35 protein-coding genes and 1 pseudogene are annotated in these 26,073 nt (G+C 48.9%); 24 read left to right on the plus strand and 12 right to left on the minus strand.

The genetic code is table 11. The annotated features are described in order from the left end of the window. Nucleotides 1–238 precede the first annotated feature (238 nt). Nucleotides 239–1,120 carry a replication protein RepA gene (locus tag NB069_RS22190; RefSeq protein WP_139581395.1) on the minus strand — a complete coding sequence of 294 codons (882 nt, stop codon included), beginning with the start codon at nt 1,118–1,120 and terminating at the stop codon, nt 239–241. 2 nt (nt 1,121–1,122) lie between these two features. Beyond that, the gene (locus NB069_RS22195) at nt 1,123–1,722 is read right to left on the minus strand and encodes a recombinase family protein (protein ID WP_237833223.1); all 600 of its coding nucleotides are present in this window, start codon (nt 1,720–1,722) and stop codon (nt 1,123–1,125) included. Nucleotides 1,723–2,363: 641 nt separating this feature from the next. Here NB069_RS22195 and NB069_RS22200 point away from each other — a divergent pair. From NB069_RS22200 to NB069_RS22225, 6 genes and pseudogenes are all read left to right on the plus strand, one after another. Further along, complete coding sequence (locus NB069_RS22200; protein ID WP_250589577.1) at nt 2,364–2,609, plus strand: AbrB/MazE/SpoVT family DNA-binding domain-containing protein; 246 nt, start codon at nt 2,364–2,366, stop codon at nt 2,607–2,609. Further along, nucleotides 2,606–2,980 carry a hypothetical protein gene (locus NB069_RS22205; protein WP_250589578.1) on the plus strand — a complete coding sequence of 125 codons (375 nt, stop codon included), beginning with the start codon at nt 2,606–2,608 and terminating at the stop codon, nt 2,978–2,980. Before NB069_RS22200 ends, NB069_RS22205 begins: the two co-directional genes overlap by 4 nt. Nucleotides 2,981–2,989: 9 nt before the next feature. Further along, the gene (gene mazF, locus NB069_RS22210) at nt 2,990–3,316 is read left to right on the plus strand and encodes an endoribonuclease MazF (RefSeq protein WP_250589579.1); all 327 of its coding nucleotides are present in this window, start codon (nt 2,990–2,992) and stop codon (nt 3,314–3,316) included. Between the two features lies 1 nt (nt 3,317). Continuing rightward, nucleotides 3,318–3,656, plus strand: a complete 339-nt coding sequence (locus NB069_RS22215; RefSeq protein WP_250589580.1) for a hypothetical protein — start codon at nt 3,318–3,320, stop codon at nt 3,654–3,656. A gap of 91 nt (nt 3,657–3,747) precedes the next feature. Next, entirely contained in the window at nt 3,748–3,999 is a 252-nt protein-coding gene (locus NB069_RS22220) for a hypothetical protein (RefSeq protein WP_250589581.1), read from the plus strand. A gap of 80 nt (nt 4,000–4,079) precedes the next feature. Continuing rightward, nucleotides 4,080–4,247, plus strand: a pseudogene (locus NB069_RS22225) (antirestriction protein ArdR); the annotation flags it as partial. A gap of 279 nt (nt 4,248–4,526) precedes the next feature. Here the strand turns inward: NB069_RS22225 and NB069_RS22230 are convergent. The 5 genes from NB069_RS22230 to NB069_RS22250 are packed head-to-tail and all read right to left on the minus strand — an operon-like array spanning nt 4,527 to nt 6,482. Continuing rightward, the gene (locus NB069_RS22230) at nt 4,527–5,099 is read right to left on the minus strand and encodes a restriction endonuclease (RefSeq protein WP_250589582.1); all 573 of its coding nucleotides are present in this window, start codon (nt 5,097–5,099) and stop codon (nt 4,527–4,529) included. A 49-nt stretch (nt 5,100–5,148) separates the two neighbouring features. Next, complete coding sequence (locus tag NB069_RS22235; RefSeq protein ID WP_113458006.1) at nt 5,149–5,460, minus strand: hypothetical protein; 312 nt, start codon at nt 5,458–5,460, stop codon at nt 5,149–5,151. Nucleotides 5,461–5,505: 45 nt separating this feature from the next. Further along, complete coding sequence (locus NB069_RS22240) at nt 5,506–5,820, minus strand: TrbM/KikA/MpfK family conjugal transfer protein (RefSeq protein WP_113458007.1); 315 nt, start codon at nt 5,818–5,820, stop codon at nt 5,506–5,508. Next, a complete protein-coding gene (locus NB069_RS22245) occupies nt 5,817–6,161 on the minus strand; it encodes a hypothetical protein (protein WP_250589583.1) in 345 nt (114 codons plus the stop codon). Before NB069_RS22245 ends, NB069_RS22240 begins: the two co-directional genes overlap by 4 nt. A gap of 15 nt (nt 6,162–6,176) precedes the next feature. Further along, nucleotides 6,177–6,482, minus strand: coding sequence for an H-NS family nucleoid-associated regulatory protein (locus tag NB069_RS22250; RefSeq protein WP_249541702.1), 306 nt, complete (start codon nt 6,480–6,482; stop codon nt 6,177–6,179). A gap of 108 nt (nt 6,483–6,590) precedes the next feature. Here NB069_RS22250 and NB069_RS22255 point away from each other — a divergent pair, with 108 nt between their 5' ends. The 15 genes from NB069_RS22255 (at nt 6,591) to NB069_RS22320 (ending at nt 17,762) form a co-directional block, all read left to right on the plus strand. After that, complete coding sequence (locus NB069_RS22255; RefSeq protein ID WP_033558688.1) at nt 6,591–7,325, plus strand: lytic transglycosylase domain-containing protein; 735 nt, start codon at nt 6,591–6,593, stop codon at nt 7,323–7,325. A gap of 8 nt (nt 7,326–7,333) precedes the next feature. Beyond that, the gene (gene korA, locus NB069_RS22260) at nt 7,334–7,615 is read left to right on the plus strand and encodes a transcriptional repressor KorA (protein WP_032734186.1); all 282 of its coding nucleotides are present in this window, start codon (nt 7,334–7,336) and stop codon (nt 7,613–7,615) included. Nucleotides 7,616–7,624: 9 nt separating this feature from the next. Then, nucleotides 7,625–7,918 (plus strand): TrbC/VirB2 family protein, encoded by a 294-nt coding sequence (locus NB069_RS22265; RefSeq protein WP_033558690.1) that lies wholly within the window; start codon nt 7,625–7,627, stop codon nt 7,916–7,918. Nucleotides 7,919–7,970: 52 nt separating this feature from the next. Then, on the plus strand, nt 7,971–8,288 hold the full coding sequence (locus tag NB069_RS22270; RefSeq protein ID WP_115719271.1) for a VirB3 family type IV secretion system protein: 318 nt from the start codon (nt 7,971–7,973) through the stop codon (nt 8,286–8,288). Then, nucleotides 8,288–10,888 carry a VirB4 family type IV secretion/conjugal transfer ATPase gene (locus tag NB069_RS22275; protein ID WP_129753800.1) on the plus strand — a complete coding sequence of 867 codons (2,601 nt, stop codon included), beginning with the start codon at nt 8,288–8,290 and terminating at the stop codon, nt 10,886–10,888. The genes NB069_RS22270 and NB069_RS22275 overlap by 1 nt, the downstream gene beginning before the upstream one ends. A 17-nt stretch (nt 10,889–10,905) precedes the next feature. Then, nucleotides 10,906–11,619, plus strand: coding sequence for a type IV secretion system protein (locus NB069_RS22280; protein WP_250589584.1), 714 nt, complete (start codon nt 10,906–10,908; stop codon nt 11,617–11,619). Between the two features lie 7 nt (nt 11,620–11,626). Next, a complete protein-coding gene (gene eexN / locus NB069_RS22285; RefSeq protein ID WP_250589585.1) occupies nt 11,627–11,854 on the plus strand; it encodes an IncN-type entry exclusion lipoprotein EexN in 228 nt (75 codons plus the stop codon). A 15-nt stretch (nt 11,855–11,869) separates the two neighbouring features. Then, a complete protein-coding gene (locus NB069_RS22290) occupies nt 11,870–12,919 on the plus strand; it encodes a type IV secretion system protein (protein WP_113458009.1) in 1,050 nt (349 codons plus the stop codon). Between the two features lie 100 nt (nt 12,920–13,019). After that, nucleotides 13,020–13,148: a conjugal transfer protein TraN gene (locus tag NB069_RS22590; RefSeq protein WP_071882546.1), complete on the plus strand. Its 129-nt coding sequence runs from the start codon at nt 13,020–13,022 to the stop codon at nt 13,146–13,148. Continuing rightward, complete coding sequence (locus NB069_RS22295) at nt 13,138–13,836, plus strand: virB8 family protein (RefSeq protein WP_033558695.1); 699 nt, start codon at nt 13,138–13,140, stop codon at nt 13,834–13,836. The genes NB069_RS22590 and NB069_RS22295 overlap by 11 nt, the downstream gene beginning before the upstream one ends. A gap of 10 nt (nt 13,837–13,846) precedes the next feature. Next, nucleotides 13,847–14,731 carry a TrbG/VirB9 family P-type conjugative transfer protein gene (locus NB069_RS22300; RefSeq protein ID WP_033558696.1) on the plus strand — a complete coding sequence of 295 codons (885 nt, stop codon included), beginning with the start codon at nt 13,847–13,849 and terminating at the stop codon, nt 14,729–14,731. Next, nucleotides 14,731–15,891, plus strand: coding sequence for a type IV secretion system protein VirB10 (gene virB10, locus NB069_RS22305; RefSeq protein WP_033558697.1), 1,161 nt, complete (start codon nt 14,731–14,733; stop codon nt 15,889–15,891). Before NB069_RS22300 ends, virB10 begins: the two co-directional genes overlap by 1 nt. A gap of 42 nt (nt 15,892–15,933) precedes the next feature. Continuing rightward, on the plus strand, nt 15,934–16,929 hold the full coding sequence (gene virB11 / locus NB069_RS22310; protein WP_250589586.1) for a P-type DNA transfer ATPase VirB11: 996 nt from the start codon (nt 15,934–15,936) through the stop codon (nt 16,927–16,929). Then, the gene (locus tag NB069_RS22315; RefSeq protein WP_113458011.1) at nt 16,929–17,462 is read left to right on the plus strand and encodes a phospholipase D family protein; all 534 of its coding nucleotides are present in this window, start codon (nt 16,929–16,931) and stop codon (nt 17,460–17,462) included. Before virB11 ends, NB069_RS22315 begins: the two co-directional genes overlap by 1 nt. A 57-nt stretch (nt 17,463–17,519) precedes the next feature. Continuing rightward, the gene (locus NB069_RS22320; RefSeq protein ID WP_250589587.1) at nt 17,520–17,762 is read left to right on the plus strand and encodes a hypothetical protein; all 243 of its coding nucleotides are present in this window, start codon (nt 17,520–17,522) and stop codon (nt 17,760–17,762) included. 186 nt (nt 17,763–17,948) lie between these two features. Here the strand turns inward: NB069_RS22320 and vapB are convergent, their stop codons facing one another. Genes vapB through NB069_RS22345 form a run of 5 tightly spaced genes read right to left on the minus strand, consistent with a single transcriptional unit; the run spans nt 17,949 to nt 24,000 of the window. Next, nucleotides 17,949–18,179, minus strand: a complete 231-nt coding sequence (vapB, locus tag NB069_RS22325) for a type II toxin-antitoxin system VapB family antitoxin (protein WP_129753790.1) — start codon at nt 18,177–18,179, stop codon at nt 17,949–17,951. Between the two features lie 17 nt (nt 18,180–18,196). Continuing rightward, complete coding sequence (locus NB069_RS22330) at nt 18,197–18,817, minus strand: DUF6710 family protein (protein WP_250589588.1); 621 nt, start codon at nt 18,815–18,817, stop codon at nt 18,197–18,199. Beyond that, complete coding sequence (gene mobF, locus NB069_RS22335; RefSeq protein ID WP_129753792.1) at nt 18,817–22,053, minus strand: MobF family relaxase; 3,237 nt, start codon at nt 22,051–22,053, stop codon at nt 18,817–18,819. The genes NB069_RS22330 and mobF overlap by 1 nt, the downstream gene beginning before the upstream one ends. Beyond that, nucleotides 22,053–23,582, minus strand: a complete 1,530-nt coding sequence (locus NB069_RS22340) for a type IV secretion system DNA-binding domain-containing protein (RefSeq protein ID WP_115719258.1) — start codon at nt 23,580–23,582, stop codon at nt 22,053–22,055. The genes mobF and NB069_RS22340 overlap by 1 nt, the downstream gene beginning before the upstream one ends. A 1-nt stretch (nt 23,583) precedes the next feature. Continuing rightward, nucleotides 23,584–24,000 (minus strand): traK protein, encoded by a 417-nt coding sequence (locus tag NB069_RS22345; protein WP_115719256.1) that lies wholly within the window; start codon nt 23,998–24,000, stop codon nt 23,584–23,586. Between the two features lie 524 nt (nt 24,001–24,524). On the opposite strand from NB069_RS22345, the gene stbA reads away from it, so the two are divergent. Genes stbA through stbC form a run of 3 tightly spaced genes read left to right on the plus strand, consistent with a single transcriptional unit; the run spans nt 24,525 to nt 26,054 of the window. Next, entirely contained in the window at nt 24,525–24,959 is a 435-nt protein-coding gene (gene stbA, locus NB069_RS22350; RefSeq protein ID WP_129753794.1) for a plasmid stabilization protein StbA, read from the plus strand. An 8-nt stretch (nt 24,960–24,967) separates the two neighbouring features. Then, nucleotides 24,968–25,684, plus strand: a complete 717-nt coding sequence (gene stbB / locus NB069_RS22355) for a StbB family protein (RefSeq protein WP_032734204.1) — start codon at nt 24,968–24,970, stop codon at nt 25,682–25,684. Between the two features lies 1 nt (nt 25,685). Then, entirely contained in the window at nt 25,686–26,054 is a 369-nt protein-coding gene (gene stbC, locus NB069_RS22360) for a plasmid stabilization protein StbC (protein ID WP_113458019.1), read from the plus strand. Nucleotides 26,055–26,073: the final 19 nt, after the last annotated feature.

Raw genomic sequence — 26,073 nt, forward strand, 5'->3', positions numbered from 1 at the left:
GCGCGGCGCCCACTGCGCACCCCCGTGGGGGACGTGCGGCAGCTGCGTGGCGGAAAGGGGGTTCTGGCTTAGCAGGGAGGGGGGTTGGCCGGGCGCGCCGGTCAGCGCCGCAGTTTCCGGCGATTTGCGGCCGGTGTCCGGTGGAGTCCGGCGCGGTCGCCTTCCATGCCCTGACGGGCATAAAAATTGTTTCCTGTGTGTCTATAGCAAGACGGGCCTGTAGAGGCCCGTTTGTCTTTTAAGGTATTTTGTACGGTATAGGGGGAGGTGACGAATAAAGTAAAATACCACCCTTAACCTGCTGAACTTTAGCGGCCGGATATACAGCCAGTACATCTTTCAATGCTGGAAGGAAACTTTTTTTGAAATCTTTATCGGGGTCTTTCCCTTTATATTCCTGAGCAAACTGATCGCGCAGGTTAGCCCAATAAAGTAAAACGGGGCGGCCTTCAATTCGGTGAAGCCGATGGGCCAGCCAGGCATAAATATCAAGCGCCAGGGCAGATCCCTTTAGTGCGCTAAGCGCGCGGTTATCCAGTGGCACAGCGCTTTCCAGCAGCCCTTTATAATAACCTTCAGAGAGTACCAGCAAGCCCGGCCATAGCGATTGTTGCCCGCTATCTTCGTTTCTTAACCACGCATCGAATTGCTCAACTGGCTGGCCGTTATACGTCCGGCCTCGAAAACCGAGCTGAAGCCTACAAGCGGCCAGGGCGTGCATTTGCGTTCTGAGAGTTTTATGCCTGGCGCCTTGCGGTTCCATTCCTAATATCTTCAGAAATTCATTAGCACTACTGCCAATTTTTATTTCACGGGTTTTATTCCGTAATGCGAATGACGACACCCAGGCCATAGCAAGGCGCGGCATAGGGCCGTATGGTAAGCACTGTTCTACTGGTCCGTTGCCTTCATCAAGCCAACCGGCTTGCACAACAAGCCAGGCATCCCCGGAGCGGCGCATAAATTCGCGGCCTTCTGGTTTTGAACGTGGTAAACCTACCTGGCACAAAATTGAATGGGTAAAGGCCAGGTCGTTCCCTTTTGGGGGGTCTTGCTTTATTAGTGCCGATGCTTCGACAGTTTTAAGTTGCTTCTTAGAAAGCGGTTTATCCTCTGCCATAGTTATTCCTTCCCGGCCTCTTTAGCTAAAGGCTTATTGCTATTTGCATAGCGATAAATAGTCATACGCGAAACGTTGAATCTTTTGGCAACAGCGTTAACTGTCATTTCAGGGTCGGCAAGCAAAATATTTATTTGCTTAATATCATCTTCTGAAAGCGCCGGTTTTCTTCCTCCAACGCGGCCCCTTGCGCGCGCAGCTGCCAATCCTGAGCGTGTTCGTTCTATATTTCGGTTACGCTCAAAAGCTGAAAATATAGCCATCAAGTGCGTATAGATTTCGCCTATTACGGGTGCGCTCGTATCTATTCTGTCTTTGATAGCAATAAACGTGATGCCGCGCTTTTTCAGATCGTCAAGCATTGTAATGACTTGGGCCAGTGAGCCGCCGAGCCTGTCCAGCGCCCATACAATGAGCGTATCGCCTTCACGCAATGCCTTCAGGCAGTTCTCCAGCTCCGGGGCGCCTTTGCTTTCACGCTTCGGGCCGCCGCGTGAAATCTGTTCCTGATAAATTTGCTCACACCCGGCTTTTTTTAGCTCATCAACCTGATGGGCTACATCTTGGAGATGCGTTGATTTTCGCGCATAACCAATTTTCATTTTTGGGATGCACCCTTACCGGCGTCAACAGCAACCGGTTGGACTGATTCGATAGGCGTACCGTCAGATACTAGATACAGCATTCCAACAAACCCCAGAACAACGATTATGAAACCAACCATTAAAGCTATTCTATTCATTAAGCCTCCGATTTTGTTACATGGTTATTGTTACATTGAAACTGTAACGAGTTTTGTGACGATTTGGAAGGAATTTTGGTACGAATTAACAGCTTTTGAGCTATGTCACAAAAACCATCGTTTATGTTACTTGTTTTGTATCAACAATGTTGACACGGTGCAGGAGGGGGTACTAAGATGATGTATCAACATTTGCGAAACAATAGAGATTGTGGATTTTATGTCTGACTTAAAGGTGTATGCGCAAAGAAATCAAGGATGGCTAAAACCCGTAGCATGGGGGGTAGGACTGTTTTTCTTTTATCTGGCCGTAAGAGGGATAGGCTCTGGAAACAGTATCTTTGGTCTTTGGATTCCTCAGGCGTGGGTCATTTTTAGTTTCATGGCCGCAAGTTTTAAAGCAATGAATGTAGATACTAACTCTGCGCGAATTATGAGATTCGCGGGCCACTCAATAGCCATAGGGTTATTGGTTCTCTTTGTAAATTCAGGAGCGTAATTATGGCGCAAGTAACCGTCAAAAAATGGGGTAATAGCCCTTCAGTAAGACTGCCAGCTGCAATAGTTCGCGCTGCATCGCTACACGTCGATGATGTGGTAGAGCTTTCAGTAGAGGATGGGAAAATTACGATTATTCCTGTAAGAACTAAAGAATATACGCTCGAAGCATTAATGGCAGCTGTATCGGGTGAGAATATTCATGATGAAGTTGATTTTGGTAAGCCTGTTGGTAGGGAGCTATTGTGATAACTGAAATTAAATACATTCAACTCATTGCATCTGAGAGTGGAACCTATTTATTTGCCCTAATGATGGTTGTTGGTATGGGTGCGGTATTCGGTTTCGCAATGACAAGACTGTTTAAGAACTTTTTTGCTAAAGCGGCAGTTGTTATATTTTCGCTGGCTGTGGCTGTTTTTATGTTCATAGGCTTCTTAAGCCCTAAATCCACTTATGAAGAAATGGTTAACAAAAAAAACAATATCGATTATGCCTTAAAAAATTGCAAAGTCGATGCTTTAGATGCTCAGCAGGGTGGGTTCTTAGGTGTTGATAAAGATGCCTGGTCTTGTCCAGACGGAGTAACCCGTTATCTTCCTACTAAGTACAGAAAATAAGGATCATAAATGACAAGGTGCGTTCCTGAAGCTGGCGACGTGGTATGGCTGGATTTTGACCCACAGGCAGGCCATGAGCAGGCGGGACACAGGCCAGCGTTGGTTATAAGTCCTGCAATTTATAACGGCAAAATAGGGCTGATGATTTGTTGTCCTATGACAACAAAAATCAAAGGGTATCCGTTTGAGGTTCTGGTTAGTGAAGATAGTGTGGTATTAGCTGATCAGATTAAAAGCCTGGACTGGAAGAAGCGAGGTGCCGTTAAGAAAGGGCGAGTGCCTGACAGTGTTCTGGCAGAGGTTCGCGCTAAAGCAAAAGCACTAATTGGAGGATAAAATGAAGGAATCAGAACAAAGCCAGCAGGAAAAAAAAGAAGTCAGAATGATTAAGTTGGTAATGGGTGGGCTTATCGCACTGGTTGTCATTGGGATACCTGCGCTTGGCTTCATGAAGTTCATTTTTCTGTTATGGTTTTTAGCTATTGTTTTATCAATGACTCTTGCCTTTCGGCGATTGCCTAAAAATAAAGACAATCAAATCCCCATGATGATGCTGGGTGGATTCATCGGTATAATCATTGGCGTATGCGTTGTTATATATTCCGTACACGAATTAAATGAAGCGTGTGACGTTCCTGATGATGGTATTACAAAAGCTCTTATTTGCTATCGTTAATACTTTGACTGGTGATATGTAAGGTTACGTGTTGTTAGATTTGACCTGGCCGCAAACGGCCAGGTGTAGTACGCAAGATCAGGAGTTTTATATGCGGATTAACGTTGATGTTTTTGCTAAGTTATTAAACGTTAAGCCTGGTGAGATAGTTTGGGCCGTAAACCACGGCAATAAGATTGATGGGATGGAACTGCCCCCTAGTCAGCGGGGTATTAAAAACGTTCGGTATAAAGGGCCAAATTCTCTTACTTTCGAAGTCACAGCCGCAATGAATTTTGCAAAAGAATTTAATGCACGTAAGGGAAAGGCTGGCAGTCGTAATTTAGGCACTCGCAAAGAGTGATTATTATAGCGAGGTAAATAATCGTGATCGAGGAAAGCAGGAACATCGCCACACAGTGGCGGCAAGCCAATCAGGAACACATGGGCGGTGTGGTGCTACTCTGGCAAGGTGCTGCCTATGGATGGAAAAATGAGCTGCGCGATCCGCAGCACGAACAGCCCGGCGCGGTTGCTGTCGATGAAACGGGATGCGTATTTGTGGCCGAGGGGGGTAACGAATACGATGGTGCGAGATGCTGGGTCGCAGCCCCGGCCAACGATCCTATCCAGATTGCCAGGATGATTGATGGCCTGAATGGTAAGGACTTCGCTATGCTGACCGAAAGCGAATTACTGCACTTCCGCCACCTTCAACGCGTGGGGCGTAAGTGGGGCGTTCGTGTATGGGTCGAGGTCTTGGATCATGATGGATTGATACAGGATGAACTTGCGGCCGCGTCACTGGAGCAGCGCGAGGTAATCTTTCGGCGGCTTCGCACTGAGGTTGGTGTGAGATGGCCGGATTGAGGGACAGGGCCGCATAGGTATTCATTGCCCCGCGAATGCTCTTAAACGACTCGCCAGCCTGGTATCGCCTTCGACCAGGCTTATTAACGCTTCTCCGCTGATGATCATCACCCGCTTATGTGCTTTGTATGCTTCAAGCGTCTGTTTTCTGGTTTTCCCTGTGTGGCAGAAAACAGCATAGCTGTTGTTCTTTTTCGCCAGCGCGTCCAGCTGCTGAATGTGTGCCGTCGAAACCCAGGATGAATAACGTTTGGCCTGAATGAGAAATTTGCGGCCGTCAATGTAAAACCGGCCATCAATGCCGCCATCGCCGGTGTATTTCGCATTCCTGGTGATCTCAAATCCGGCATCTTCAAACGCATGTAACAGCAGTTCTTCGAATACAAAGGGGTCTATTTTCCGCAGGTAGCTAATTTTTTGAGGGAAGCCCGGCAGTGTCTTTATACGCTCCAGCACTCGCCGCGCGCTTTGCTGTTTCCTTTTATGGCGCCGGTGCCGTACTGATCGCCTGAAGAATAGAGTGGCGAGCAGCACAATGGCGCCGCAAACCCAGAGAAAAAGGTTTTCTACAGTTGGGAAGGGGATCATGTTCATAGTGGGCTTTCTGAGGGTAAAGAAAAGGGCGGTTTAACCGCCCTGGTGATTAGCGACGGCTGTAAACCTGCCATGAAGCGCTACCTGACTGATTCTGGCAAATCCGCCCGTAAAGTACGGTGCCCGTCGAATAGCGGGCGCCGTTCAGATAGCAATAGCCGCTGGATTGCAGCAGTTCGTTGCGCAGCTTTTCTTCCTGCTTTGAGAGCCGGGACTCCGCAGACTGCAAACGAACGGATAATTCGTTAATCTGGCGTTGCTGGTTGTTCAGCTGACTTTGCATAGCATTACCCTTATCCTGGCTGACGCAGCCGGTTAAAAGGACTGTACAGGCTAATGCACCGAATATAATTTTTTTCACGTTGGCTCCTTATATTGAGATATTTCCTAATTAAATTCTGTTCGCTTATAAACGAACTTTTCCGTATTTGCTGATTATCTGACTAATCATTGACTGGTTGCTTCCACCTTCACCATTATCCGGGCATTCATTAAGAAAAGCCTTCCTGGCGTCCTTCGTGTGATTGGGTAAAAAACCATGCTTGTTCTTTTTCACAATGTTGAAGAATGCGGCTTCCGCACTATTACACTCACTTCCTCCGCTATCGCCGGTAAGTTTACCCGCCATGCACATAATAACTTTGCAGGGATCTTCAGCATGGCTTGCAGGCAGATAAAGCAGGCTGCCTGCGGCTATCAAAGGTATGATTAATTTCTTCATTGCTTTGTCCTTAACAGTTTCTTCAGATATACACTCGCCAGAATGTTAGTTGCGGTAAGTAACAATAATAATAACGCCGCGTTATATATAGATTTGTAACCTATATCGTCTGCGATATATTCGACAACAAAAACAATAATCGTTAAAATTGCGAAAAACTTGATTAACTTTCCAGTAATTTTCTTAACGATATAAACGACTGAATAAGAGCCGGATTTGATGATGCTGGCGAGTAACCTGATCGCATGGACACGGAATTTTCTTAAAATGGGCGGAATGGAAGATGCCTTTTTCTTCTTTCTGCCTTTTTGTCTTTCTGCAAAATCAATAACTTCGCCCATTTCAATATCCTCCGGTTATATCTTCAGATCATCCAGCGATATGCCACTGTCAAGCAGCTCTTTGAGCCAGGTTGGTCTGCGGCCAGTCCCGGACCAGGTATTTTCTGCGTTCCTGGGATCGCGGTATTTGGCCGGTCTGTTTTCTCTGGGATTGCCTGCGCCCTGCATCTTCATGGCTTCCAGGCTGATGCCAGAATCCAGTTTTGCGGTTAGCCAGGCCGGGCGCTTCCCTATACCAGTCCACGTATTAAAAGGGTTATCCGGGTCACGATACACGGGTTCGCCTTTGGGTCGTTTTTCTGATTTCAGGGGAACCAGCATCACCTTCCTTCCTTCAGCGGTTTTCTTTTCGTTTCTTCTTGACACGATCTCATTAGCCCTTATCATAAACAAAAGTCGTCGAAATTACAATTACGCGGTGAAACGTAAATGAGTAAACATCCAAAACTCCTGGTTCTCGCTCTGGCCTGCCTTGCTTGTTCTGGCAATGCCAGTGCTGCGCCTGCCTCTGATGAAGTTGCCAGGCTTGCGCAGAGATGTGCGCCTGATGTTTCACCATTAACGATGGCGTACATCGTCGGCCATGAGTCCTCAAATGGGCCGTACAGGATCAATATTAACGGTAGTACCCAGTTAAAACAGCAACCGCGTACTGAAGCCGAGGCTGTCAGCGTTGCGAAAGTTCTGCTGAAAGATAATAAGAGTTTTGACATGGGCCTTGCACAAATTAACTCAAATAATTTGGTGGGCCTGGGTCTTTCGGTTGACGATATTTTCAAGCCCTGCATCAACCTGCGCGCGAGTCAGACCGTTCTCAAGACCTGTTATAGTAGCGCCCTGAAATCCTACCCGGCCGGGCAGGTAGCGCTGAGACACGCGCTTTCCTGCTACAACACCGGCTCACTCACAAACGGGATTTCTAACGGGTATGTCACGAAAGTTATCAACGTGGCGCGGCTATCAACTGATTTGAAAATCCCTACGCTGCTACCTGACGGCCAGACCAGTGAGGACAGCACCGCGACTGAGCCACAGCAGGCAAAAAGTACGGCGCCGCAGTATGACGGTGAACAAGATGTTTTTGGTTCGGGTGATGGCGACGCCTTCAGCCGAAATAATACGGATGCGTTTTTAACCAAACAGGAAACAGCGAAGGGGGAGTGAGGTTATGGATGGAACGTTTGTACCTTGTGTTGCAATCACAGATCCTGGAGCTATTTGAAGCGGGAAAAGTGAAGGAGGTAACGATAGAACGGGTTTCATTAAAGAAGTGGTATCCCGTTTTTCAGATAGACGACGAGCAGCTGGGCCAGATCGCATGTTCCATTCGGGTTAATAAAGAGCATGAGCTACGAACCTGGGCTGATTTAAGGCTACTGGCAGAGTTTTTGAAAGATAAGTGTGGCGTTGAAGAATGCCGGTTAAATCTGAAATCAACAGAAGATGATGAGTAAGGAGAAAGTATGACCACGTTGTTTAAAAAGTATGGCCCTGCGGTAGTGATGGGCGTTCTGTCCATTGCCCTGCCGCAAATCGCGCTGGCCGCTGGCACAGATACTGGTGAATCCACCGCTACATCTATCCAGACATGGCTGAACACCTGGATTCCTATCGGTTGTGCTATTGCGATTATTGCAAGCTGCTTTATGTGGATGCTTCACGTAATTCCTGCCAGTTTCATGCCGCGCATCGTTATTGGCCTGATCGGTATCGGTTCTGCGTCTTACCTCGTTTCTTTAACCGGTGTAGGAAGCTGACCTGTCAATCAGTAGGGGGGCAAATTGCCCCCCATAGAGAGGAAAGCAAAAGATGTTTGTCGATGGTAAAAGACCGCTTTTCAAAGGTGCCACTCGCTTACCGCGAGCAATAGGCTTGCCGCGCGACGTCGCCATGTTGATTTTTATGGCTTCAGCGTCGCTTTTCATGATCATCCATTTATGGGCGATTCTGGTTTTTGTCTTTCTGTGGATTCCGTCTGCTGCACTGACAAAATATGACGACCGCATGTTTCGAATTATGGGCCTGTGGTTGAAAACCAAATTCAGTAATTGGTTTGATTCTCCGTTTAAACAGTGGGGAGGTTCTTCTTATTCCACTGCTGATTACAAACGTAAGGGTTTAAAATAATGAGAGCTGCCACCGCTACTAAGCCAAAAAAAATTGATGCCTTCCGTAAGGAGCCATCGGTAAATAAAAAGTATTTGCCCTATTCTTATCACCTCAATGATTACGTGATTTCGATGGAAAACGGCGATCTGATGGCTTTTTTCAAGCTGGATGGCCGCACACATGACTGCGCATCAGATCGTGAACTGGTAACGTGGCATAAAGACCTTAACACGCTGGTTAAAAGTTTTGGTACAGACCAGGTAGAGCTTTGGACGCATGAATACCACCATGAAGCCAAAGAGTACCCGGACGGTGAGTATGACCAGTTCTTTCCTGCGTATGTTGATAAATATAACCGTAAGCTGCACGGTGATTCAAAACAGCTGATTAACGATCTGTATCTGACCGTTATCTACAAACAGGTAGGCGATAAAACACAGAAATTTTTATCCAAATTTGAAAAGCCGACCCGTGAACAAATTCAGCAAATGCAGAATGAAGCGCTTGAAGGTCTGGAAGATGTTTCTGAACAAATTCTGGAAGCCATGAAGCCCTACGGTATTCAGCAGCTTGGCATTTATTATCGTGATAAGCGCGGTAATGAGATACCCGCGCCTGATAAAAAAGAGGTCGAAGAACTGGCGGAAGTCGATGAAGCAGATGTTTTCGACGAAGCTGTTGTTATTGAACGTAACGACCCTGAACCATCGCAGGCTCACGCATATTCTAAAGCGCTGGAGTTCCTTTATTTCCTCGCAAATATGGAATGGGCGATTGTGCCAGTCTGCCGCGAGCGTATTCGTGAATACATCATGGACAACCGCCCTGTTAGCTCTCTGTGGGGTGATGTTGTCCAGATCAGAACGGTAGATCACAACTTCTATACCACCGGCATTGAATTTCGTGATTACGAAGAAGAAACAGAGCCGGGCCAGCTAAATATGCTTAAAGAGGCGGATTTTGAATACCTGCTTACGCAGAGCTTTTCCTGCCTCTCTGAATCCTCCGCTAAAACGTTCCTGACGCATCAGGAAAAGTCATTGCAGGAAACCCGCGACCGTGCGCAAAGCCAGCTGGCGCAGCTGGGTACTGCGCTCGATATGCTGACGTCCAGAGAGTTCGTGATGGGCTACCATCATGGAACCGTGCATGTCTGGGATAAAGATCAACATGCGGTGCAGCGTAAAGCGCGTCGGGTGAAGGTTATGCTGACGGGGTGCGGTGTAGTTGGCGGTACTATCAGCCTGGCCTCTGAGGCCGCATATTATGCAAAACTGCCGGGAAACCAGAAATGGGCGCCGCGCCCGGTTCCGGTAAACTCATGGAACTTTTTACACTTTAGCTCGTTCCACAATTTTATGCGTGGCAAGCCTGATAATAACCCCTGGGGGCCAGCGCTTACCATGTTCCGCACGATCAGCGGTACACCTCTTTATTTCAATTTTCACGTGACCCCGCTTGAAGAAATTTCCTACGGGAAACGTCCATTGGGCCACGCGCTGATAACGGGTATGTCGGGGGAAGGTAAAACCACACTGCTTAACTTCCTTCTGGCGCAGTCAATGAAGTACAACCCGCGCCTTTTTGTTTATGACCGTGACCGCGGCATGGAGCCGTTCATTCGAAGCGTTGGCGGCTACTATAAAGTCCTGCAACAAGGTATGCCGTCCGGGTTCGCACCGCTTCAGATTGAGCCGACTAAACGCAATATCGCTCTCATTAAAAACCTGTTCCGCATTTGTGTGGAAACCACCAATAACGGGCCTATCAGCGCAACGATGGCAACCGAGCTGGCTGAAGGCGTGGATGCGGTTATGGGTGAAGGTTCACTCATTCCACGCAATGCGCGTACCGTGACTATCCTGGACGGGTACGTGAATGAAGTGGTGGAAAACGGGGTGTCACTGAAAGGGCTGCTGCGCGAATGGACGCGGGAAGGCCAGTATGGCTGGCTTTTTGATAATGACGAAGATAGCCTGGATCTCAGCACGAACGATATTTTTGGCTTTGATTTATCCGAGTTTATTGCAGCTAAAGAAGAAGTGTCCAGCCCGGCCCGTACACCGCTGATGATGTACCTGCTGTACCGGGTGCGTGATTCCATAGACGGTAAACGCCGCGTCATTCAGTGTTTTGACGAGTTCCACGCCTATCTTGACGATCCGGTTATCGAGCGCGAAGTTAAGCGCGGTATCAAGACTGACCGTAAGAAAGATGCCATCTATGTGTTTGCCACCCAGGAGCCGAACGATGCGCTGTCCAGCCGTATTGGCCGCACCATCATGTCGCAGACCGTTACGAAAATTTGCCTGCGCGATCCGGAAGCTATCCGCACGGATTACGCCTTCCTCACTGATGCGGAATACGATGCGCTGATGTCGATTACTGAACACTCCAGGCAGTTCCTGGTTAAACAGGGGCAACAGTCTGCTATTGCTTCTTTCAACCTCTATCCGCGCAACAGCGACGATATTGATGCGGATATTAAGACAATGGACAACATCCTTAGTGTGTTGTCCGGTGAACCACAAAACGCCGAAATCGCGCATGAGCTGGTACAACGGCTCGGTAATGAGCCTGAAGCATGGCTCAAAGAATACTGGCGTCTGACGGCTTAACAACGAGGCAAAACACCATGAAAAAATCACTTACGGCAGTGCTGCTGACCACCGGCTTGATTCTTGGGGGCGCGCAAAGCGCCTCCGCTGGCATCATCGTGACCAACCCTACCGAGCTGGCTAAACAGGTCGAGCAGCTTCAGCAAATGGCTCAACAGCTGGAGCAGCTTAAAAGCCAGCTGGAGACGCAGAAAAATATGTATGAGTCGATGGCTAAAACAACCAACCTGGGTGATCTGCTGGGGACGTCAACCAATACGCTGGCGAATAACCTGCCCGACAACTGGAAAGAGGTGTACAGCGACGCTATGAACTCCAGTTCGTCGGTCACGCCTTCTGTTAACAGCATGATGGGCCAGTTTAATGCTGAGGTTGACGACATGACGCCCAGCGAAGCAATCGCCTATATGAACAAAAAGCTGGCGGAAAAAGGTGCTTACGACCGTGTGATGGCCGAAAAAGCCTACAACAACCAGATGCAAGAGCTGAGCGATATGCAGGCGCTGACGCAGCAGATTAAATCGACGCCAGACCTGAAATCCATTGCCGACCTGCAAGCACGTATCCAAACGTCACAAGGCGCTATACAGGGTGAGCAGGCGAAGCTGAATTTGATGAATATGTTACAGCAATCGCAGGACAAACTTTTGCGCGCACAGAAGGATCGTGCGACCCGTAATTTTGTTTTTGGAACCGGTGGGGACGTTACCGCGTCACCTTCAATTAACTGAGGAAATTATGAAAAAACTACTGCTGCTTATCCCTTTCTTCCTGGCGGCCTGCGACGCTTCGCATGACGTTGATTGGTACAAAAAGCATGACAAAGAGCGCAAGGCAACGATCGAGGAGTGCAAGAAGAATGCTGATGAACTCCAGAAGCCAGACTGCAAAAACGCGCGTGAGGCTGATCGCCAGCTGTTTGTTCACGGTAAAGAGGACGGTGAAATTAACTCACCGAAAATTTAAGAGTAAGGAGGCAATATGGCATTCACCCTGGTACAAGACATTTTCGCAAAAGTAGACGGGGCGATTACGTCAATGGTGAGCGCCAACGTTGCCACCATTATCTCTGACGTTACGCCTCTGGTGGCAACCTGCCTGACCATAAAGCTGATGATGCAGGGTTTGTACTCGATGTTTAATCCGGGGGCAGGCGACAGCCTAAGCTCGCTGATTAAAGAGTATCTATCTATAGCCCTTATCCTGAGCTTTGCGACGGCAGGCGGCTGGTTTCAGCAGGATTTGGTTAATGTGGCGCTTCACATGCCAGATGATTTTGCTGGCATCTTATCTTCCCCCGATAAAGTCGAAGCCAGCGGCGTACCGGCGATCATTGATAGCGGTATTGAAAAAGGCGTCAGGATTGTAAATACAGCCTGGGATGCAGCGGATGTATTTTCGTCAAGCGGCCTGGCCGCATATGCCATTGGCGGAATTATGTTGGTTGCTACCGTTGTGCTGGGTGGCCTCGGTGCGGGCTTTGTGATCATGGCGAAAATCCTTCTTGCCGTTACGCTTTGTTTCGGCCCGATTGCCATTTTCTGCCTACTGTGGGGGCCAACAAAAAACATCTTCGCGCGCTGGCTTGGATCGGTAATCAACTACGGGCTGGTCGTTGTCGTGCTGGCTCTCGTGTTTGGTTTCATCATGCAGATGTTCGACAACCTTCTGTCCTCGATGAACTCCGATGCGGCCTATTCATCTATCACTGGCTCTATGGCCGCGCTGCTGCTGACCATTATCTCTATCTTTGTTCTGTTTCAGATCCCACAGGTCGCCCAGAGCTGGGGTAGCGGTATCAGTGCCGGTGTCGCAGATGCTGCACGTTCTACCGGTTCTTCAATGCAGGCGCTTGGCAACATGGGCAGTCATGGCATGTTTGGCGGTAATGCGTTCCGGGGCGGTAATACCGGCGGCGGCAGCGGCGGTAATAGTGGCGGTGGACAATCGCAGGGTGGCGCCAGTGGAGGAAAAAGTGGCTCTAATCTGAGTGGCAAAGCAAGGGGCAGTCGCGGGAAGCGGGCTGCATAAAATTAAAACAAAAGTCGTTGAAATTGCAATTTCGACGACTTATTATAATTAGTACGTTCAACAACCGATAATGGATGCCGTAATGCGCAGCTTATTACTCATGGGAGTTCTTCTGATTAGCGCCTGTTCCAGCGGGCATAAACCGCCACCGGAGCCGGACTGGAGCAACACCGTTCCAGTAAACAAAACAATCCCGGTTGATACGCAAGGTGGTGCAAATGAGAGCTAATAAAAAAACAGGGCTTACACGCGAAGCCATTAAAGAGTTCAACGAAAGCCGTAAAGGGCTTGAGGTTGATCTGATGGATGAAGTGCTGAAGTCCCGGCGTACCGCCTGGATGGTTGCCACCGGTTCAGCGGTGGTAACTGTTTTTGCACTGTCTCTGGTTGGATACGTGGTGCATAAGTACAGCCAGCCAATCCCCGCACACCTGCTGACGCTTAACGAGGCCACTCACGAAGTGCAGCAGGTCAAACTGACCCGCGATCAGGCTTCTTACGGTGATGAAATTGATAAGTTCTGGCTGACGCAATATGTCATTCACCGCGAGAGCTATGACTTCTATTCAGTTCAGGTCGATTATACGGCCGTAGGCTTAATGTCCACGCCGAACGTGGCTGAGTCTTACCAGAGCAAGTTTAAAGGCCGCAACGGTCTGGATAAGGTTCTGGGCGACAGTGAAACGACACGCGTGAAAATTAACTCTGTGATCCTCGATAAACCGCATGGCGTTGCAACGATACGCTTTACTACGGTTCGCCGTGTGCGCAGCAACCCGGTTGATGATCAGCCCCAGCGCTGGATTGCCATTATGGGGTATGAATATAAATCGCTGGCGATGAACGCTGAGCAGCGCTATGTCAACCCGCTGGGTTTCCGAGTGACGAGCTACCGCGTCAACCCGGAAGTTAACTGAGGGCCGCGCCATGAAAAAACTACTTCTTTCAGCAGTCGTTTTGTCAGTCCTGGGGGGCGCGGCTACTAACGTGATGGCGCTTGAAGTTGGCCGTAATTCTCCTTACGACTACCGCATTAAAAGCGTTGTATACAACCCTGTTAACGTGGTCAAAATTGACGCTATCGCCGGTGTGGCTACCCATATTGTCGTCGCACCCGACGAAACCTATATCACTCATGCTTTTGGTGACTCTGAGAGCTGGACGTTCGCGCACAAAATGAACCATTTTTTTGTGAAGCCGAAACAGGCAATGAGTGATACCAACCTGGTGATCGTCACGGATAAACGTACCTATAACATCGTCCTTCATTTCATCGGTGAAGAAACGAAGAAAAATGCAGACGGTACGGTTACAAAATCCTTTATTGAAACGCCGTGGGCCGTGCGCCAGGCCGTTCTTCAGCTGACCTATGAATACCCGTTTGAGAAACAGGAAAAAGCCAAAAGCGCAGCTGATAAAAAACGCATTACGCAGAAGCTGAAGCAGACGGCTTTTGCTGGGGCGAAAAACTATCAGTACGTTATGAGCGAACAGCCGGAAATGCGCAGTATCCAGCCGGTTCACGTCTGGGATAACTACCGCTTTACCCGGTTTGAGTTTCCGGCCAATGCAGAGTTGCCGCAGGTCTACATGATCTCGGCAAGCGGCAAAGAAACACTGCCGAACTCGCATATTGTGGGCGAAAACCGCAACATCATCGAGGTGGAAACCGTCGCTAAAGAGTGGCGTATTCGTCTGGGCGATAAGGTTGTTGGCGTTCGCAATAATAACTTCGCTCCGGGCGCCGGTGCGGTAGCAACCGGTACGGCTTCCCCGGATGTGCGCAGGGTTCAGATTGGGGAGGATAACTGATGGCCCGTAAAAGTGTCGATGTAGATCAGGAACTCGATGACAACACCGCAGACGGTGAATTTGAAAGCGAGCGCGGCGGGTTTAAAGGTAGTAACCGCCGTTCTGCCCCTGGTATGAAAGCCTTTGTCATACTGATGGCTCTGCTTGCTCTGATATTCATTGGGATCACGGTCATGGGTAAAATCCGCGCCCCGGCTAAAGCTGAAGCGGATAAAGACGAGGGGAAAGCGCAGCAGGCCAATACGCTGCCGAACTACAGCTTTAACAGCGATCCCGAAGTCAATAAGCCCGCAGCAGCGCAGAAAAGCGCTACTGATGCCCGTGCGGTACAGGCTGCCGCCCAGGCAGATGCCGATGCGGGAAACAGCAACACCGGCGCGCGTACCTCTAATAAGCGCAAAGAACCCTCGCCTGAAGAACTGGCTATGCAGCGTCGCCTGGGCGGCGAGTTGGCACAGACTAATGAGGCGGCCACAAGTAATAAGCCCGGCGTACAGGCCCAGGACAATGAAACGAGTGAAGGTAGCTCGTCATTAGCTAAAAATCTGACACCGGCAAGGCTGAAAGCAAGCCGCGCCGGTGTTATGGCAAATCCCAGCCTGACCGTTCCTAAAGGTAAGATGATCCCCTGCGGCACGGGCACGGAGCTGGACACTACTGTACCGGGTCAGGTTTCCTGCCGGGTTTCGCAGGACGTGTACTCAGCTGACGGACTCGTAAGGCTGATTGATAAAGGCTCATGGGTTGACGGGCAGATTACCGGCGGCATAAAAGACGGCCAGGCGCGCGTGTTTGTTCTCTGGGAGCGCATCCGCAATGACCAGGACGGGACAATCGTTAATATCGACAGCGCCGGAACAAACTCACTCGGCAGCGCAGGGATTCCGGGCCAGGTTGATACCCATATGTGGGAGCGTCTGCGTGGTGCGATCATGATTTCGTTGTTCTCTGACACGCTAACAGCGCTGGTTAACCAGACGCAGAGTAATAACATTCAGTACAACAGCACAGAAAACAGCGGCGAGCAGCTGGCGTCTGAAGCGCTTCGCTCTTATATGTCCATCCCCCCTACCCTCTACGATCAGCAGGGTGATGCGGTGAGCATTTTTGTTGCCCGTGACCTCGATTTCAGCGGCGTTTATACGCTCGCAGACAATTAAAAAAAGCGGGCGCCTGGCGCCCGTTTTTCTTCAGGAGTAATCATGACCAATGCAGCTTTCTATCAACTTGGCCCACTGCGCGAGTATTTAGAAGATCCTACCGTTTTTGAGATTCGCATTAATCGCTTTCAGGAAGTTATCTGCGACACGTTCAGCGGCCGCAGGGTCGTGGAGAACGCGGCGATTACCGCAGATTTTATTCGTAACCTTGCTAAATCGCTGGTAAGCAGCAACAAGCTGACGATGCAGCCAATTAATGACGTAGTGCTGCCTGGCGGGATCAGGGGCGTTATCTGTCTGCCCCCTGCGGTGATTGAGGGTACTACGGCCGTAGCGTTTCGTAAGGATTTGGCGGTAGATAAAGATTTGGAGCAGCTGACGAGTGAGGGAATATTTAGTGACTGCCGGATGATAACTGGCAGCCAACAGACCCTTACTGAAGATGATTTCCTCCTAAAAGAGCTGCACAGCAGCGAAAAATGGCCCACGTTCTTGAGAACGGCGGTTGAGAAAAAACGCACCATTGTGATTTGCGGTGAAACCGGGTCGGGGAAAACGGTACTCACGCGCGCGCTGTTAAAAGCAGTAAATAAAAACGAACGTATCATTATTTTGGAGGACGTCCATGAAGTAACGCTCGCTCATGTTGTCGAGGCCGTTTATATGATGTACGGAAATGAGAAGCAGATAGGTCGGGTTAGAGCCACTGATGCCCTGCGAGCCTGTATGCGTCTGACGCCGGGCCGTATCATCATGACCGAGCTTAGGGATGATGCTGCCTGGGATTATCTTCAGGCACTTAATACCGGCCATCCGGGCGGTGTTATGTCAACACACGCTAACTCCGCGCGTGATGCCTTCAACCGTATTGGCCTGCTTATCAAAGCGACCCCTATCGGCCGAATGCTCGATATGAGCGATATTATGCGAATGCTCTACTCCACCATTGACGTAGTGGTGCATATGGAAAAATTCAAAATTAAAGAAATCTACTTCGATCCTGAATATAAAATGCAGTGTGTGAACGGGAGCCTGTAATGAAAAATTTAGCTACCTGGCTTCTGGCCGCAACTTTTACAACTGCTGTGCTGCCCGCCTTTGCCGTGGAACCATCTGTTCAGGTCGGCTACTCGCCTGAAGGGAGCGCCCGCGTTCTCGTGCTGAGCGCCATAGATTCCGCAAAAACCTCTATACGGATGATGGCCTACTCCTTTACGGCCCCGGATATTATGAAAGCGCTGGTAGCAGCAAAAAAGCGTGGGGTTGATGTGAAAATCGTGGTTGATGAAAGGGGCAATAAAGGCCGTGCCAGCGTTGCGGCCATGAACTACATAGCCAACAGCGGTATTCCTTTGCGTACAGACAGTGATTTTCCTATCCAGCATGACAAGGTGATCATCGTAGACAATGTGACCGTTGAAACCGGCAGCTTTAATTTCAGCAAAGCGGCCGAAACGAAAAACTCAGAGAACGCGGTGGTGATCTGGAACATGCCTAAGCTGGCTGAATCATTCCTCGAACACTGGCAAGACCGCTGGAATCGCGGGCGCGATTACCGTTCTTCTTACTAACAGACAGCTGAACGCTGCGGAAACCGGCTAAATGAAAGCTTAATACGGAGAAACCTGATGAAACCGAAAACATTAACTTTATCTTTTGGCAGTGCTTTTTTGATAGTCGGTCTGATTGTATTAGTCAGTGCCGGTGCTGCTGAAGATGGCAATATGCTGCAAGAGGCTTTAAACGCTCTCTTAGTAGAAACGAGTCCTTTTCATAGCATTGCAATGATTGGTTTTGTTATTAGCTTGATAGGCGCAATTTTAGCAGGCTATTGGATGCTGTTTGGTAGCTCCAGTAGCAACGTTGATTAATGCAATTTGCAATGCCCCGAAAGGGGCTTTTTTTATGGGTAATCCTGTTCAGGATAATTGATGGTAGTGAAGCGAAAATTGGAGTTGGCCAGCTGCGCCGGCGCGGCGCCGGCAAGATGAAGAATTTATTTATTACAGTCACTTAATCAAAGTTGGCAGTGTGAAAAGTTATTGAGGAAATTTGATTTAATTTTGGCCTTCGGGTGTACTACCCAGCACATCATCACGATCCGTCAGGTAATCTGAATCGGCTTTATCTACTTCAGCAAACGAACTCCAGCTGGGCCTCACGGGCTTGAGGATAAGTGACTCCCCTTCCCTCTGGATTTCCAGCTCGCTAACGCCCTCAAAGTCCATATCGCGGGGTATTCTGATCGCACGATTATTACCATTAACAAAAATAGAAACTTTACGCATAATAATTTTCCACATTTCTAAAGAAGGCGGCCGATTTCGAAAAAGGCGGCTGTACGATAGTCAGTAACTCTCTCGCAGATCTTTCCGCTCATGTACCAGTAGTACCCGTCAGTGCTGATAATATCGAGCAGATACCGCATATCATAAACTGTATCCGGTATCACGTCGCCCTCACCAGCCAGAATGCCGCTGGCAATAGAATGGTTCCCTCCATGTACAAAGCCTATCCGCCAGGGCATCCACAAAATAACACTGTGATTAATGTCCTGTACCCACGGATTGCCCTTAGCGCTGCCTATATCGGCTAAAGCACTCCTGTACCGTGATTCGCTCCACGGCCACGGAAGGATCTTGGCCGTCGCAAGCGCCAGGGGGAAATCTTCAGCAGCAAGCCTGAGTGATTTCATGTGCGTGTAATCCATCGCCCAGATGATTTTACTAAAGAAGAACTCGCGTTCGTTCATGTCCGGGCGCGCGTCCTGGCCTTCCGTGCCAACGGCCAGCAAATAATCGGCCTGAATAGGCAGTATCAGCGCGCGCAGTAAGTCATGGATCGCCGGGTGCGGCAGTCTGCGCGCCAGATTAATTACCTGGTCGAACTTCAGCTTATCCAGCTTTCGTTTATCTGCCTGCACCATCAGATTTCATGGCCCCCTTCTTCATGCTCATGCTCATGATTATGTCCTTTACCGGCATGGCTCTGTTCAGCCTGCGACGCCTGCGGCATGGCGTAATCCTCGTAAATGCTGCTGTCAAAGTCATATTCTGCTGCTTCGGCATAATGCTCGTAATCCGCATAATCCTGCTCGCTCCACTGCTGATCGTCGGCGGCCGCATAATCATGCGCCAGCTCGGCATCGTTGTGATGCGCTTCATGACGCCGCAGACCAACGGAATCATCCATTGGGTTCTGTTTAAGATGAAAGGCGTCCTCTGCGTTGTTCACTGGCTGATAATCAGATCCGCTCGTCATGTTGTGTTCATCTGGTTTCTGGTTAAACGCCATGCTCTCCCCCGTAACTCCTGTCAGACCTTTTTCAACTGATCGGGTTTCTAAACTTGTGTCGCGGCCAATATCCTTGAATCTCGCCTCAAGCCCAAAGAAGCGGTCGATTTCTGCGGCCGTGGTTTTGGGACTGTCGCGGCTCACGCTCGATGCCAGCGATTTTTTATCGTCGGTAAAAATTTCCACTTCATGACGCGCGCGCGAAATCCCCACATAAAAAACGTCCTTAGATGTGGTAAGTGATTTGGTATCTATGTTGAACAACACGCGATCACAGGTAAGCCCCTGGGATTTGTGGACGGTGGTTGCATAGGCATAGGACAGATAAGAGGCCTGGCTTTTGTCCAGCTCGACCGTGCGCCCTTTTTTGTCCTCAAGGGTCAGTTTTTCGCCTTCCACCGTTTTCACCGTGAAGCGGTCGCCGTTGGCAACGTCCAGCGTTTTATCGTTACGCGTTACCATGACCTTATCACCCGGCGCCAGCTCGGCGCTGACGGCCTGGTATACAGACAGCTTGGTGTGTGTGCGCGGGCTGAAAGCAATCTGCTCACCGCTGCTGCTTTCAACCGTTAATTTATTGCCCGGCCCGGTATCAAGAACGCGGTATGACTCGCCACGCTTCATACCATTTTTGTAATCCTGTTCGGGGATAATGATTTGACCTTTACTGAAATAACGGCTGTCGCGGCGCTCCGCCTGTGTCGAGTCTACGCGATCCAGTAGCGTGAAGGTTGCGCCGGTTCCGGCAAGCCCCAGGTTGCCCCGGATGTAGTCATTCAGGGTCTTGCGTGAGGCGTTCGTGCCGGAGATTATCAGTGTGGCATCCTGCTGTTCTGAGGACAGAGCCAGGTAGCGATCGGCAAGTTTAGCGAGCCGGGGCGCTTCTTCCTTCAGCTCATTCACGCCGGTAATATTTTTCAGGGCGCGCGCCGCATTGCCTTCAGCGGCATACTTAACCGCTTCAAGCAAAACCTCATTCTTCTGGCGCTGAATGTCTTTCATGTAGCTGGTCTGCATACCTGCTTTGATCAGCTGTTCAAAGGGCTTACCGGCTTCTACTGCTTTCGTCTGTGACGTATCCCCCAGGAATACCGCGCGCGCGTTATGCTTCTCGATAACTTCCATCAGCTGCTTCATCTGCCGGGCGGGAATAACCCCCGCTTCATCAATAAACACAACTGATTTTTCATCCAGCTTTTTATCCTTTGCTTTCAGGAACGCGGCAACGGTGCGGGCCGGTAATCCATCATCTTCAAGCGCTTTTTTCTGTGTCCCATAGGGGGCCAGCGCCGTGACCTTCTGCCCTTGTGACTCCAGCAGCTCCTTTGCTGCCATTGTCATATAACTTTTACCTGTACCGGCGTAACCATGTGCGGCAACAAAGCGATCTTTACTGGTCACAATTTCTGTAACCGCGCGCATCTGTTCCTGTTTGAGGGTTTTCCCGGCGAGCAGCTGGCCTGCAATCTCTGCGGTCAGCAGGCGCGGCATCTGTCCCCGGCCGCGTGATTCGATAGTCAGAATGGTACGCTCAAGGCGGATACCCTCCACGGTAGTGACGCGATGGCTGGTTTTTTTAAGCCTGCCGTTTTTGATTCCTTCATCTACCGCAAAACGGGCTTTATCTGCGCGCATCCCGCTATTTGTCAGCGAGTCGATCCACTCTTTACGCGTCAGAGTCTCGGCCATAACTGAAGCACCAACCTTCAGCGTTGATTGATACCGGGCTTCGCCCTCGATGATGGCGCCCTTCTGTACCGCCTTCAGGTACGCTTTTTCTACATCGACCATTGAGGCATGGCCCAGCACCTGTTTATTAGCGATCTGAATCAGCTTCTGGCGTTCAAAGCTGGCATCGCGCTCCGACAGCGACTTAACTGCAAACTGAATAGCCCGGTCAGCTTTAACCTGCGGGCTGGTAAAATCCGGGGCCGTGTTACGCGCAATATCAGCTTCATGGGGTTTTCCATGCCCCTGCCATTCCCGGTTATCAAAATCAATGCCGAGCGTTTTGGCGCGGCTGGCCCATTCCTGGTGAATTTCTTCACGGGAATGCTCTGTTTTCTTTTCACGCGTTGCCATCGAGACGCGGCTTTTCGTCTGCGCATCGGCGGTTTCCCGCGTAAGTCCCATTTCAGCAAGTCCCTTTTCAATTTGCTCTGACCGGCGAGAGAATGCGCGGATCTGCTCGTCTGAAAAATGAGCCATATCGAACGTGTTATTTTTGCTGTTATAACGCAGCTCATAACCGGCTTTAGTCAGCTCAAGCGCCAGCTCCTGTTTGTAAACATCGCCCAGGTGCATTTTGTTACGCATCAGCTCGTCGTTTTTGAGCGCGCGCCACTGGCCGTCCTCGCGCTGGGTCATGTTCATGACAAAAGCATGGGTGTGCAGATCCGGGTCAAGCGCCCTGGACGTTTCGTGACGAAACGTTGCCACTACAAGATTGTTGGTGTTCTGCGTAACGGATTTACCCTTGTGAGTCGTCCGGGCCTGAGCAAGTTTTTCAGCTTCGCGCACGGCGGCAGCTACGGCTTTTTCATGCGCCTCGATAATGGTTTTATCACCGTGGATCAGCGCCTGCATGGATACCCCTTTAGGCGCTGAAAACGTCAGGTCATAGCCCAGACGCTCTTTTTTGGCATCGCCAACGTGCCGTTGCATCTGTGTGAAGGTATCAATTTCCCCGACAAGCAGCTCTTTAAACCGCGCTGATTCAACGTCCCCGGATAAGCCGAGCGCTTCAGCTCCGGTTCCCTGCCAGGACGTAAATGATGAATCCTTGCTGTAGTAATCATCCTTTGCATCAGAGTAGTAGCCGACAACGCTAGTGACGTTCTGACGTGTAATGGTGGTTATATCAAGCATCAGATTTCCCTCAGTTCAATGCCAGGAACGGGATTTTTACGCTGGTATTTAATGTACTTAGCCTTGAACTTAGCGACGGGCATATCACCAGGTAACGCCAGATAGCCAGTGAGGTTTGGCAACATGGAGATTTCGGTAGGCGTTACTGCGCGAACTACCTTAACGTCGCGGCGTTTTCGGATAATCCAGGGTTTTTGCGGATCGGATTCTTTACGCTCAACTTCGCCTTCAATTTCACCGAGTGAGCGAGACATATGATCCAGCGTATCTTCACCGAGACGGCTGCCGCCCAGCACAATGTTAGAACGCAGGTTAGCCAGAATGGTTTGGGCCATATCACGGCCGTAAACTTTAACCAGCTGGGAAAAGGTCTGATAGCCTGCAAAAACACACAGACCGCTTTTGCGCCCTTTGGTCAGGGCATCATTGAGGTTTGGCAGATACTGGAGTGATTCCAGTTCGTCTATAAATACATTAATGCGACCTTCTTTTTCCCCCATACCCAGGACGATAGAAAAAATCGAATCCAGCCAGCAGGAAATTAGCGGATTAAGCGACTTTTTCATTTCCTCCTGCCAGGTGATAAATAAGGTTCCCGGCTTTCCATCATCAAGCCAGTCACGCAGGGAAAAATTACCTTCCGGCATTTTCAAATGAGGTGCAAGATTCTTACTGAGAACGAAACGCGCGCTTCCTACAGCTTTTTCTGAGCCTGAAAAAATAGCTTCAGCAGGTGTGCCGGTTAGAAATTCCTTTAGCTTTTTCTGGTCAACGTTACAGGCCCAGTGAATTACTTCTTCCATTGTTACTGTATTGTAGAGGCTGTGAAGTTTCTTGGATACTTCACTAAAAATAAGGCGACCATACCCGAACCATTCTTCAGTAGCCATATCAGGACTTTCCTGAACAATAGAGTTTACGAGTCGCTCATAATCATAGGAACGACGAATCTCATTAAAGAAAACCCAGCCTTTCGTGCGTTTATCATAGGCGTTTAGAATAGCGTCTCCGGGTCGATAAAAGTTCTTCAGGAAGCCACCGTTTGGGTCTAGTACGATATTTTTGCCGCCTCTCTTTATACTCTTAAACAACAGCTCGTTGAAAATTGTGGTTTTACCTGTACCAGTTGTACCGGCAATTGAAAAATGCAGATTCTCCGCTTCAACAGGAATTGGGATATTGGCAACAGTTAATTGATCAACACCTCTTTGACGGGTTTTGTCTGCGAGAGTTCTGGCACGAACAAGCTCTGTCCCGCGAAAAATCTTTTTAAACCTCTCGCCCTTAAACACGCGAGTTTTATCATAAAGAATAAAGGCGACAAGCCCGGCAATTCCAATAACCCAACCAGCTATTAAAGCAGACCACAAGGGCCATAATGAAAAGGTATTCTTGACTAAATAGGGGACAAGATATTTAGCAGTTGAAGGGTCAATGCCATAGGTAAATTTTGCGACTAAAAACCACACCAGTACCGGCGGCAGGGTAATGGCAAATAAAAAAGCTAATCCTCTTTCTCTTTCGTCCATTTTAGCGCTCCTTTTTTGGTTCCCAGATTTTGTAGCCGTTACGCTCCAGTTCCGCTTTGGCCGCTTTGTTTTTACCCGGTTCAGCTATCGAACGAAGAAGGATCAGCGTTTCAATGGCAAGCGACTCATGCAACATCATCTGGCCTGCCGGTGGGAATTTCACGCTGGATAGCGTTTCGGTTATCGCCTTCAACTCGTCACGTAGTGATCCAAAATCAGCATCTGAAGCACGGTCAAAAAGGTAATCAAGTTTTCGATTCACGTCGCCCAGCTGGTCGGCCACGATTTTCAAACCTGACTCTCGATCACCCGGCCCGGCTTCAAGGCAGCGGCGCAGATATTCTGACCGATTCCCACCAGAAACCCGGTCTATATAGGCCAAAAGTTCATCTGATACTTTTGCTGTAATTGTTGGCATCAAGCCCTCACTTTGTGCAATTTTTAAACGAAAATTGGAGTATCCAATACGGTGCAATCATAGTATTACCAAAGTAATAAATCAAATAAGCATATTATCAATAACTTATATGGTAATTGTAATACCTAGATATTACGGCTATAAACTTAGATTTCTCTTTTTTGGTTTTAAATCATTGGGATAGCGTGATTTATCACGCTGCGTTAGGTGTATAGCAGGTTAAGGGATAAAAAATCATCTTTTTTGGTAGGAGCGATCTCCGTAGGTTAAGGGCTATCTGGCTAAAAAGCGTCCTATTCTTTGATGGTCATGCTCGCATGACCATCTGAGTAGCCAGAAACTACGGAGAAACTACAGATAGACTACAGAAACCGACTGTATCACCTGGTTGATAACTACAAATCGACTACAACTAAACTACAGAATTACGTGACAGACTACTCAAAAACTACAGGTAAACTACAAAATATCGTTGACCCCTGCATATCGGTGCTGTAGAGTCAGCTTCATACAACGGAGGGGTTATGAATAAAGCTGCTGATCTGAAACCCCGCAACTTATCGGCTGCTGTCAGATTGCGCCTGGATGAAATCGAGAACTGGCTGGACAGGGGAATTACACGGCAGGAAATTGCTGAAATCCTCGGCAGCGAATACAGCTTTTCGGTGACGGCCAAAGGGCTTGAGATGGCACTGTATAGAGCGCGGCAAAACCGGAAAAGTGTATTGCACAATACACATGATAGTAAGCCGGGTGATGATGATAGTGTATTGCACAATACACAAGTTAAGAGTAGCGCGAAGGGTACAGAGGAAAATGTATTGCACAATACACAAAAACCCTCTGACCCTGAACCGCATGAAAGTGAAAAGGTAGATAGTCCCGGCATTATTGATAAAGAGTTCTTCAATAAAATCGGTGAGGATTTCGACCCTAAGAAGTTCAACAAAAAATTCTGAGGTGATTTATGAAAGTAGCGGTAATCAATTACAGTGGCAGCGTTGGTAAAACCTTAATTTCATCCTACCTGTTAGCCCCGCGTCTGACTGGTGCAAAGTTCTATGCGGTAGAAACTATCAACCAGTCTGCTTCCGATCTGGGTATTGAGGATGTTACCAGTTTTAAAGGTGATGACTTTTCACGGTTGATTGAAGATATTGTTTTTGAAGATGCAGGGATTATTGATATTGGCGCGTCAAACGTCGAAGCGTTCCTGATGGCAATGTCTCGCTTTGACAGTGGCGCAAATGAATTTGATAAATATGTAATCCCGGTTACGCCTGATAATAAGGCTATTGATGAAAGCCTGAAAACAGCTCACACGTTAAGTAAGGCAGGTGTGAGCAGCAAGAAAATTATCTTTGTTCCAAACCGCATTAGCCCAGACAGTGAAGTAGAAGATGTACTGGCGCCGGTATTTGAATTTGTCAAAGAAACCAAAATTGGCAAAATCAGCAAGAAGGCTGTGATTTACAACAGTGAGGTTTTCGAATATCTGGCGTTTCATCGTATCTCATTCGAAGCATTGACCGCTGAAGATCCTGAAGAATTTAAATCCCGTGCAAAACAAACAACGGATGCTGACGAGCGCAAAAAACTGGCCCGCCGTTATACATACATGAAACAGGCGATTCCGGTAAAAGCTAATCTCGATAAAGCATATGCGGCTTTAATGGGAGAATAAAATGGAAAAGCAGCCGGATAAATTTGAAGTTCTGATGGACTGGTTTTTAGGTGACGCGAAGGAAATCACCGCAACTCAGAAAGAAATGACTCTGCAACTTTCTGAGCTTTCGGAAAAGCTGGCAAAAGACACCGTTAGTTTAGGAGAGACGGCAGACTCTCTTAAACGGGCTTTAGTAGAAAACCAGCGTTCAATTAGCCTGGCAATTAGTGATGATGCTAAAGCGCGTGAGGAATTTCTTGCTAAATTCCGCCGTGCGCAGGCGTCCAGTGCTGAGACGTTTACCCGTCAGATCCTTTTTATTACTGCTGGCTGCACTATCGTGGGCGCCGCTGTGGGCGCTGCGATAGCAATAATCCTACTGAGGTAATGCAAACCGGGCGTGTCCC

The organism is Leclercia adecarboxylata, from assembly GCF_023639785.1.
Classification (GTDB): domain Bacteria; phylum Pseudomonadota; class Gammaproteobacteria; order Enterobacterales; family Enterobacteriaceae; genus Enterobacter; species Enterobacter adecarboxylatus_D.

What these genes read in the sequence shown, in the direction of transcription:
- NB069_RS22190 (WP_139581395.1), bottom strand. Translation starts at nt 1,120, where the DNA reads ATGGCAGAGGATAAACCGCTTTCTAAGAAGCAACTTAAAACTGTCGAA.
- NB069_RS22195 (WP_237833223.1), bottom strand. Translation starts at nt 1,722, where the DNA reads ATGAAAATTGGTTATGCGCGAAAATCAACGCATCTCCAAGATGTAGCC.
- NB069_RS22200 (WP_250589577.1), top strand. Translation starts at nt 2,364, where the DNA reads ATGGCGCAAGTAACCGTCAAAAAATGGGGTAATAGCCCTTCAGTAAGA.
- mazF (WP_250589579.1), top strand. Translation starts at nt 2,990, where the DNA reads ATGACAAGGTGCGTTCCTGAAGCTGGCGACGTGGTATGGCTGGATTTT.
- NB069_RS22215 (WP_250589580.1), top strand. Translation starts at nt 3,318, where the DNA reads ATGAAGGAATCAGAACAAAGCCAGCAGGAAAAAAAAGAAGTCAGAATG.
- NB069_RS22220 (WP_250589581.1), top strand. Translation starts at nt 3,748, where the DNA reads ATGCGGATTAACGTTGATGTTTTTGCTAAGTTATTAAACGTTAAGCCT.
- NB069_RS22230 (WP_250589582.1), bottom strand. Translation starts at nt 5,099, where the DNA reads ATGAACATGATCCCCTTCCCAACTGTAGAAAACCTTTTTCTCTGGGTT.
- NB069_RS22240 (WP_113458007.1), bottom strand. Translation starts at nt 5,820, where the DNA reads ATGAAGAAATTAATCATACCTTTGATAGCCGCAGGCAGCCTGCTTTAT.
- NB069_RS22245 (WP_250589583.1), bottom strand. Translation starts at nt 6,161, where the DNA reads ATGGGCGAAGTTATTGATTTTGCAGAAAGACAAAAAGGCAGAAAGAAG.
- NB069_RS22250 (WP_249541702.1), bottom strand. Translation starts at nt 6,482, where the DNA reads ATGCTGGTTCCCCTGAAATCAGAAAAACGACCCAAAGGCGAACCCGTG.
- NB069_RS22255 (WP_033558688.1), top strand. Translation starts at nt 6,591, where the DNA reads ATGAGTAAACATCCAAAACTCCTGGTTCTCGCTCTGGCCTGCCTTGCT.
- korA (WP_032734186.1), top strand. Translation starts at nt 7,334, where the DNA reads ATGGAACGTTTGTACCTTGTGTTGCAATCACAGATCCTGGAGCTATTT.
- NB069_RS22265 (WP_033558690.1), top strand. Translation starts at nt 7,625, where the DNA reads ATGACCACGTTGTTTAAAAAGTATGGCCCTGCGGTAGTGATGGGCGTT.
- NB069_RS22270 (WP_115719271.1), top strand. Translation starts at nt 7,971, where the DNA reads ATGTTTGTCGATGGTAAAAGACCGCTTTTCAAAGGTGCCACTCGCTTA.
- NB069_RS22275 (WP_129753800.1), top strand. Translation starts at nt 8,288, where the DNA reads ATGAGAGCTGCCACCGCTACTAAGCCAAAAAAAATTGATGCCTTCCGT.
- NB069_RS22280 (WP_250589584.1), top strand. Translation starts at nt 10,906, where the DNA reads ATGAAAAAATCACTTACGGCAGTGCTGCTGACCACCGGCTTGATTCTT.
- eexN (WP_250589585.1), top strand. Translation starts at nt 11,627, where the DNA reads ATGAAAAAACTACTGCTGCTTATCCCTTTCTTCCTGGCGGCCTGCGAC.
- NB069_RS22290 (WP_113458009.1), top strand. Translation starts at nt 11,870, where the DNA reads ATGGCATTCACCCTGGTACAAGACATTTTCGCAAAAGTAGACGGGGCG.
- NB069_RS22590 (WP_071882546.1), top strand. Translation starts at nt 13,020, where the DNA reads ATGGGAGTTCTTCTGATTAGCGCCTGTTCCAGCGGGCATAAACCGCCA.
- NB069_RS22295 (WP_033558695.1), top strand. Translation starts at nt 13,138, where the DNA reads ATGAGAGCTAATAAAAAAACAGGGCTTACACGCGAAGCCATTAAAGAG.
- NB069_RS22300 (WP_033558696.1), top strand. Translation starts at nt 13,847, where the DNA reads ATGAAAAAACTACTTCTTTCAGCAGTCGTTTTGTCAGTCCTGGGGGGC.
- virB10 (WP_033558697.1), top strand. Translation starts at nt 14,731, where the DNA reads ATGGCCCGTAAAAGTGTCGATGTAGATCAGGAACTCGATGACAACACC.
- virB11 (WP_250589586.1), top strand. Translation starts at nt 15,934, where the DNA reads ATGACCAATGCAGCTTTCTATCAACTTGGCCCACTGCGCGAGTATTTA.
- NB069_RS22315 (WP_113458011.1), top strand. Translation starts at nt 16,929, where the DNA reads ATGAAAAATTTAGCTACCTGGCTTCTGGCCGCAACTTTTACAACTGCT.
- NB069_RS22320 (WP_250589587.1), top strand. Translation starts at nt 17,520, where the DNA reads ATGAAACCGAAAACATTAACTTTATCTTTTGGCAGTGCTTTTTTGATA.
- vapB (WP_129753790.1), bottom strand. Translation starts at nt 18,179, where the DNA reads ATGCGTAAAGTTTCTATTTTTGTTAATGGTAATAATCGTGCGATCAGA.
- NB069_RS22330 (WP_250589588.1), bottom strand. Translation starts at nt 18,817, where the DNA reads ATGGTGCAGGCAGATAAACGAAAGCTGGATAAGCTGAAGTTCGACCAG.
- mobF (WP_129753792.1), bottom strand. Translation starts at nt 22,053, where the DNA reads ATGCTTGATATAACCACCATTACACGTCAGAACGTCACTAGCGTTGTC.
- NB069_RS22340 (WP_115719258.1), bottom strand. Translation starts at nt 23,582, where the DNA reads ATGGACGAAAGAGAAAGAGGATTAGCTTTTTTATTTGCCATTACCCTG.
- NB069_RS22345 (WP_115719256.1), bottom strand. Translation starts at nt 24,000, where the DNA reads ATGCCAACAATTACAGCAAAAGTATCAGATGAACTTTTGGCCTATATA.
- stbA (WP_129753794.1), top strand. Translation starts at nt 24,525, where the DNA reads ATGAATAAAGCTGCTGATCTGAAACCCCGCAACTTATCGGCTGCTGTC.
- stbB (WP_032734204.1), top strand. Translation starts at nt 24,968, where the DNA reads ATGAAAGTAGCGGTAATCAATTACAGTGGCAGCGTTGGTAAAACCTTA.
- stbC (WP_113458019.1), top strand. Translation starts at nt 25,686, where the DNA reads ATGGAAAAGCAGCCGGATAAATTTGAAGTTCTGATGGACTGGTTTTTA.